Genomic DNA, 3,667 nt, shown 5'->3' with positions numbered 1-3,667 from the left:
TGTGACGATCTGTACCTGTTCTCTGATATCCTGTTCCCGTTTGGTTAACATAAGGTTTTCCTCCATTTGTTTTCTAATTTTATGATAAACCATGAACCTTGGAATAAGCTTTTTTGATTTCAAAAAACTAAAAAAGGCCAGGTTTCCCTGACCTTTGTCTTCAGTCTGAGAGCTTAATAAAAGCTCCATTTTAAAAGTTAAGAATTTTTCGGAATAAAATGATCAAACATTCAAATGATTAATTGTCTGTGCCATTTTTTTAATATTCTCAGGCATGGGTTTAGCGGGTGGTTTATTATCTTTTTCAGTCGCTTTTGCTACCATTTTCATGATTAGTTTATGCGAAAGTTTCATCTTGTCGATTCGAAACTCACCGCCAAAATTTTCGATTGAAAGGGCAGCGTTTATTAAGGCTTCAGGGAAAGAGTTCTTAATATTCTCATCAAAATTTTCAGCACTGCCGCAGGAGATAAAGAAGCCAAGATTCTTCTTTTTCAGTGAATCTGCATTTGCAAGACAGTATTCTTTAATTTTTTTCTGAATTTGCCCCATGTAAATGGATCCCCCAATTAAAACCGTATCGTATTCTTCCAATGGCGGAACAGGATCAGCGTTAATATTGACAAGAAGGACATCGCCAAGTAAATCGTTAGAAAGCTTCGCGGCACATTCCTGGGTATAACCATAGGTGCTGGCATAAAGGATCAGTGTTTTCATAAAATTATATTCCTCCTAAGATATTATTTAATTTGATAAAGCGTTTTCGATGGATTTCAAATAGGCCTTACTTGTAACGGTGGCGCCACTGATTGAGTCCACTAGGGTATTCTGCTTTTCTATGACATTATTGATTAGAGCATTAGTTACTTCAGGTTTTTCAAAATTTACAGATTTAATAACATTAATTTGAGTAATCTTTTTTTCACTAACAGTTACTTCTACTTCATTGCTCCATCTTCCGCCTTGATAACTTCCGGTATAAACACCATCTGCAACTTGAGTGGGATCCACGGAATTAATTACTAAATTTTTGCCTGATTCTAAGCCATTGCTTATATAGAGGATACCACCGCCAATGGCCAATATAATCACACCAAGGATAACCAAGATAATAATGAGTGCTTTTTTCATTTAATTTGACCTCCATTTTCCATTTTTTCTAAATTTGATAACATTTTTTCAAGGACAGATCGAGTTGCCGCCATTTCGTCTTCAGAGATACCATTAAACAAATTTTTTATAAAATTAGCGGCTTTAAATTGGGTCTCTTTTCTAAAAGAATCAATTTTAGGTGTTAATTTAATCCGTGTGACTCTGGCATCTTTCTCATCTTTCTCTAAGGTAAGGAATCCCTTTTGTGCGAGTTTTAGAGCAACCTGTTTGACATTCTGATGAGAGCTGCCCATTGCTACGGCAGTTTCTTTGATTGTGGGAGCGTAATCAAAAGATTTTTGAATAATGGCGGTAAGGAACCATTGTTTTGCAGTTAAATCTTGTTCTTTAAGATCTCTTTCAAGTAAAGTGTTCATCTGATTTGAGACAATTTGAACGGAACCAAAGACAAATTGCCGATCAGCCATAGCATCAATATTTTTCAAATAATACCTCCAAAATTCTATTAAGGTAACATATTACCTTAATAGATAATACATTACCTTTATTTGTATGTCAACAGTTTTTTAATTAAAAAAATTGAAAGGGTTTGCAGTGAAGTTAAGGTTATACAGTATCATTTTATATGGTATTATAAAAAAACAGATAAAAAAGGAGAAATTCGATGCCAAAAATAGGAATGAGAATTTTCAAAACATTTATTGCAGTTTATGTATGTTTTCTAATCTATCTGCTGCTCGGGAAACAGGGAGATCCCTTTTATTCCGCTATTGCAGCAATTTTATGTATGCAGAATTATGTTTCCAATAGCTTTAAGGTGGCGGCGAATCGTACTGTTGGAACTTTTATCGGCGGGATCATGGGGATGTGTCTTTTGATTTTGGAGAAAAGCTTTTTGCCAACGGATCTGCCGGTGTTACAATACTTTATTGTTTCATTGTGCATTATTCCATTGATATATTTCACCGTGCGGGTAAAAAAATCGACGGCGTCTTATATAACCTGTGTTGTGTTTTTGAGTATTACGGTAGTACATGGCGCTGATGTAAACCCGTATATGTTTGCGATAAATCGAATGATTGATACATTAATTGGTATTTTTGTATCCCTTGGCATCAATGCTTTTCATTTGCCGCGAAGGAAAAATAAAAGTGCATTATTTGTGACGAATTTAGATAGAACCTTGCTGAACTCGAAAGGTGAAATCAATAATTATTCTAAGTTTAAATTAAATACAATGATCAACCGAGGGGCGCTGATCACCATAGCCACAACCCGAAGTGTTGAAACACTGTTGCCGCTTATAAAAGACTTGGAAATGAAACTCCCCGTTATCATCATGAACGGAGCGGCACAGTATGATCTCAAAAAATCGACGTATCTGCAGTGTAAAACGATGAATTTCACAACGGCGTTACGGGTAATTGGAATTTTTGATAAACTGGATCTAAACTGTTTTACCCATACCATCATCAATGATGTTTTACATGTCTATTACACTAAGCTGGTAAACCCCGCCGAGGAAAAGCTCTATCACTCTAAAAAACGGCTTCCAGAAAAAAGTTATGTTTGTGGCGATTTGCCGAAAAATCAGGATGTGCTTTCAATTGTTGCCGTGGACCGACTTGAAACAATAGAAAAATTAGTTGATATATTCATGAACTTGGACATAGCACCGTTAATTAATGTTTCATACTATATTGATGAAGCGCATGAAGGATATTATTTTATTGAAATAACTGGTGCGGAGGCATCGGTAAAAAATGCAGTAATGGAAATGAAAGAGCATTTGTCAGCAGATCAGGTGATCGCTTTTGGTAATGATGAGAAAAATATTCCTTTGATAGTGGCGGCCGATTTTGGTTATGCTGTCAAAAACGCAACAGCCGAATTGAAAAGAACAACCCCACGGATCATTGGCGATAATGACAGCGATTCAGTGGTAAAGACCATCGAAAAACATTTTTATCTCAGACCTTTTGGGCGAAATAAAGAGGATGTTTAAAAAAATGCAGAGATAGCGATCGTATAGAGCTTTAACACTTACATCCGATATCGAATAAACACAATTGACACTACATGTGGTATATGATAAAATAACACACAACTAAATATGATGATGTTGGGGCTGCGTTTGATAGCGCAGCAAAGGAGAAGCAGGTGTAAGCCCTGCACGGTCCCGCCACTGTAATGGGATGTTTTTCACAGAACAAATAGGGAAACCTGGAAAGCAGTGAAGAATTTTTTCTAAGTCAGATCACCGCCCATATTATTTGCACAAACACTCTACGCGTGATAGAGGGTGTAAGAACCATGAAAATAATTTTATGATGGCCTCTTGACACTTTGTCGGGAGGTTTTTTGTTTGCGTGAAGATAAATGAGTCAATCACAAGCTTGCTTGTAGCTAGTTTGAAAAGGGTTATACCAAGCCTGCAAATAAAAAGTCAATAGAAAATTGAAGTTTTTTTGAAAAGGTTATATGTTGGATTTTAAGTATAACAAATAGACCACCACTATACGCTGGTCTGAAAGAAGGAATGCAAGAGGTAATT

Annotated in this window: 4 protein-coding genes and 1 riboswitch; of the genes, 1 reads left to right on the top strand and 3 read right to left on the bottom strand. The window is 36.1% G+C overall.

Annotated elements, in window-relative coordinates; all coding sequences use genetic code 11:
• Positions 1-222: 222 nt before the first annotated feature.
• Genes FZC41_RS16975 through FZC41_RS16965 form a run of 3 tightly spaced genes read right to left on the bottom strand, consistent with a single transcriptional unit; the run spans position 223 to position 1,598 of the window.
• A complete protein-coding gene (locus FZC41_RS16975; protein WP_148568638.1) occupies positions 223-717 on the bottom strand; it encodes a flavodoxin domain-containing protein in 495 nt (164 codons plus the stop codon).
• 27 nt (positions 718-744) lie between these two features.
• Positions 745-1,131, bottom strand: coding sequence for an FMN-binding protein (locus tag FZC41_RS16970; RefSeq protein ID WP_148568637.1), 387 nt, complete (start codon positions 1,129-1,131; stop codon positions 745-747).
• Complete coding sequence (locus FZC41_RS16965; protein ID WP_243136755.1) at positions 1,128-1,598, bottom strand: MarR family winged helix-turn-helix transcriptional regulator; 471 nt, start codon at positions 1,596-1,598, stop codon at positions 1,128-1,130. The genes FZC41_RS16970 and FZC41_RS16965 overlap by 4 nt, the downstream gene beginning before the upstream one ends.
• A 179-nt stretch (positions 1,599-1,777) precedes the next feature.
• Between FZC41_RS16965 and FZC41_RS16960 the strand changes: the two genes are divergently transcribed.
• Positions 1,778-3,118 carry an HAD hydrolase family protein gene (locus FZC41_RS16960; protein ID WP_243136754.1) on the top strand — a complete coding sequence of 447 codons (1,341 nt, stop codon included), beginning with the start codon at positions 1,778-1,780 and terminating at the stop codon, positions 3,116-3,118.
• A gap of 103 nt (positions 3,119-3,221) precedes the next feature.
• A riboswitch (cobalamin riboswitch) is annotated at positions 3,222-3,395 on the top strand.
• The last annotated feature ends 272 nt before the right edge of the window (positions 3,396-3,667 follow it).

Origin of the sequence: Acetobacterium paludosum (assembly GCF_008086595.1) — a bacterium.
Classification (GTDB): domain Bacteria; phylum Bacillota; class Clostridia; order Eubacteriales; family Eubacteriaceae; genus Acetobacterium; species Acetobacterium paludosum.
Note: the sequence above shows the minus strand (reverse complement) of the source record. Positions and strands in the feature narration are given on the sequence as shown.